Source organism: Isoptericola sp. NPDC056134 (assembly GCF_042264825.1).
Taxonomy (GTDB): domain Bacteria; phylum Actinomycetota; class Actinomycetes; order Actinomycetales; family Cellulomonadaceae; genus Isoptericola; species Isoptericola nanjingensis.
In genome coordinates this window covers 1-3294 of record NZ_JBHJVM010000044.1, presented here as the reverse complement: position 1 = coordinate 3294, position 3294 = coordinate 1, and the positions used below count along the sequence as shown (strand labels likewise).

The 3294-nt window shown below is 73.0% G+C and carries 2 protein-coding genes and 1 pseudogene; all 3 read right to left on the bottom strand.

Annotated elements, in window-relative coordinates; all coding sequences use genetic code 11:
• Positions 1-91 precede the first annotated feature (91 nt).
• The gene (locus ACFCZN_RS20785; RefSeq protein ID WP_430558017.1) at positions 92-2413 is read right to left on the bottom strand and encodes a rhamnogalacturonan lyase; all 2322 of its coding nucleotides are present in this window, start codon (positions 2411-2413) and stop codon (positions 92-94) included.
• Positions 2414-2504: 91 nt separating this feature from the next.
• Complete coding sequence (locus ACFCZN_RS20780) at positions 2505-3164, bottom strand: hypothetical protein (protein WP_430558016.1); 660 nt, start codon at positions 3162-3164, stop codon at positions 2505-2507.
• Between the two features lie 35 nt (positions 3165-3199).
• A pseudogene (locus tag ACFCZN_RS20775) lies at positions 3200-3294 on the bottom strand (carbohydrate ABC transporter permease); the annotation flags it as partial.

Genomic DNA, 3294 nt, shown 5'->3' with positions numbered 1-3294 from the left:
GGGCACCTTTTGGGGTGGTTTCCTTTTTCTTGAGGTTGTTGAACCCTCCCACTCCTTTGCCGAGAAGGGGACTACCTCGGCAGGAGCGGGACTACCTCAGCGCCGGGACGGGCACCTGCGACCAGTCGGTGTCGGAGGCCAGGTAGAACCCGGGGTACGACGGCTGGTTGTAGGTGGTCTGCTGCCGGGCTACCTCGGCCCGGTACTGCGGGTCGTGCAGCAGGGTGTACATCTTCGTGGTGCTCACCTCGGTGGAGGTGTAGACCCGCAGCGCGGACGAGTCCGCGGTGCGCACCAGCACCTCCTCGCGCCAGTCGCCCAGCACGTCGGCGACGAGCGACGGGTTGCCCTTGGTGTCGTTGTTCGTCAGCGTGCCGTCCAGGGTGCGGCGCACGGTGCCGTCGCCGTCCACGATCTGCGGGGTCTGCTCGCGCGAGCCCGTGACGACCTGCGTGGTGCCGTCGGCGGCCCAGCGCACGGTCTGGTTGGTGCCCGGCGTGGTGGCGCGCAGCTGCTCGCCCGTGGCGCTGAGCAGCCCGGACGCGTCGGTGCCGTCCGGCATGGACGCCCAGACCTCGATGCCGGGGGTGGGGTCGACGTCGCCGGTCAGGCAGCGCCCCGTGTCCTTGCCGGAGAACGCGCCGAAGATCGCTTCGCCGGTCGCGGCGTCGCGCAGCACCGAGCCGTAGGGCACCCCCGCCCCGCCCTCGTGGCAGGTCCAGATCTCCAGGCCCGGGCGGGCCGGGTCGATGTCGGTGACGTGCATCGCGTCGCCGTGGCCGAGGTTCGCCGTCGCGCCCGGGTTCGACGACCCCTCCGGGAGCGTGTCGGACGACGAGTACAGCAGCGTGCCGTCGTCGTCGAGCGTCGCCGACCCGTAGACGATCTCCTGCTTCCCGTCGCCGTCGACGTCCGCCGCGGACAGGGAGTGGAACCCCTGCCCCCACAGCCGGGTGAGCGGCCTGTCCGGGTCGGGCTGGACGCCCTTGTTCTCGCTGTCCAGGAACGGGTTGTTCATCGGCTTGAAGCCGGAGTCGGCGGTCCAACGGGTGCTGATCTTCCGGCCGTCCCAGTCGTAGGCCACGATCGCGGCGCGCGTGTAGTACCCGCGGGCGAAGATCGCCGACGGGTGCTCGCCGTCGAGGTACGCGACCCCGGACAGGAACCGGTCGACGCGGTTGCCCGGCTCGATCCGGGTCCACTCGTAGTCGCCCCAGCGCAGCCCGTCGTCGGTGCGTCCGGGCTCGTAGTCCACGGTGTCCAGGGGCTTGCCGGAGCGGCCGTCGAAGACGGTGAGGTACTCGGGTCCCGTGAGGACGAAGCCGTCGAACGTGCGCAGGTCGTTGCGGTCGGAGCGGGCGGGCGCCCACTCGTCGACGTAGTAGTCGACCAGCTCGCGCGCGTCCGGCTCGGACAGCGGGTAGTCGTAGCGCGGCTCGATGCCGAGCGCCGCCTCGATCGTCGCCGGCCACTGGCCGCTCGCGACCTCGGGCTCGTCCGTCCAGCCCTGGAACAGCTCCACGAGGTGGTCGGCGTAGTCCGCGGCGCTCCAGCGGAAGTCGGAGGCGTCCGTGACGCCGGCCTTGCGGTCTGCCTTCGCGATCGGCACGTAGCGCTCGTTCGCCGGCTTCCCGTGGCGATAGGTCGTGACCTTGGTGCCGGGCGCGGTCTTCATCATGACCTCGGCGGTCCCGTCGCCGTCGAAGTCGTACACCGGGAACTGCGTGTAGTGCGCGCCCGAGCGGACGTTCACGCCCATGTCGATGCGCCACAGCTGCGTGCCGTCCAGCTCGTACGCGTCGAAGTAGGTGTTGCCCGTGTACCCCTTCTGCGACACGTCCTTGGCGCGCGACGGATACCACTTGACGACGATCTCCAGCGCGCCGTCGCCGTCCAGGTCGGCCACGGACGCGTCGTTGGCCGAGTACGTGATCGGCTCGCCCAGCGGCGTGACGTCGTCGGCGGGCTTGTTCAGCGGGACGTCGAGGTGGTCGTCGGCCCAGGCGGTGACGGCGGCGCTGCGCGTGCCGACCCGGTCCCTGCCGTGCTTGTCCTGCGTCACCGGCGCGACGGCGTAGCGCGAGGCCGCGGTTCCCTCGGCGTCGACGTAGTTCGTGGAGTCCGTGACCGTGGCGACCCGCTTCCCGTCGCGGAAGACGGCGAAGCCCGGCCCGGCCATCCCGGTGCCGGTGTGGCCGGTGACCTCGTCGCCCAGCAGCCGCCAGGACAGGAAGACGCCCTCGCTCGTCGAGGCCGCGACCAGCCCCCGGTCGAGGTGCTCCAGCTGCACGCCCCCGGTCCCCCCGGCGCCCCCTGACGGGGCGGGCTGGGCGGTGGCCGGCACGCCGCTGACGGCGAGCACGCCCGCCGTCAGCGCGGCGACGGCACCCACGGTGGTTCTGGTCGTTCGCATGGCACGTTCCTCTCTGCATCGTTGCAACTCGGATCGGACACGGTCCGTCGGGCGCGCGCGACACACCCCGGTGTCGGCGGGCGCGGGCGGGTCAGACGTCGGCGCGGCCGCCGCGGCGGGCCTCCACGCCCACCACGGCCAGGGCCAGCAGGCCCCCCACCACCAGCACGAGCGGCGGCAGCATCCACACGAAGACGACGCACAGGGCGGCCGCGACGGCGACCAGCACCGAGCCGGTCAGGTCGTCCTGCGTGCGCTGCACGCCCACGGCCAGCGCCTGCCGCGCGGTGCGGGCCCCGGCGTCCTGCCCGTCGGTGGACTCGGCCCAGGCGCCGGCCGCTCGGGCCAGCACCGCGACGACGGCGGCCGCGGCGACGGCGACCACCACCGCGACGACGCCCGCGCCGGGCAGCACGTCCGCCCGCGCGAGCTGCCAGTCGAGGGCCAGCAGCAGGGCCACGCCGACGGCGGCGAGGCCGAGCGGCCACAGCGCCCGGACCGCGGCCCACCAGTCGCGGACGAACCGGCTCACGCCGACGTCGTGGCCGGTCACCTGGCGGCGGACGTGCGCCACGCCCGCCGCCAGGGAGGGTACGGCGGTGACCAGCAGCAGGCTGCCCACCGCGACGAGCACACCGGCCAGCACCACCTCGGCGAACAGCGCCAGCGCCGCGCCCGTCTTGGTCTCGCCCCCGGCGGCGGCCTTCCGCCGCCGGTCGCGACCGCGCTCTCGTCCGCCCCGTGCCGCCATGGCCACCCCTTCCGTCGTCGTGCCGCGCACCATCCTCAGCCCTTGAGGCCTTGGGTGGCGACGCCGTCGACGATGTAGCGCTGGAAGAGGATGAAGAAGATCATCACGGGCAGCAGTGCGAGGACGGCCA

Bases quoted from the DNA above. Each gene is read 5' to 3' on its own strand.
- ACFCZN_RS20785 (WP_430558017.1), bottom strand. From the start codon at position 2,413: ATGCGAACGACCAGAACCACCGTGGGTGCCGTCGCCGCGCTGACGGCG.
- ACFCZN_RS20780 (WP_430558016.1), bottom strand. From the start codon at position 3,164: ATGGCGGCACGGGGCGGACGAGAGCGCGGTCGCGACCGGCGGCGGAAG.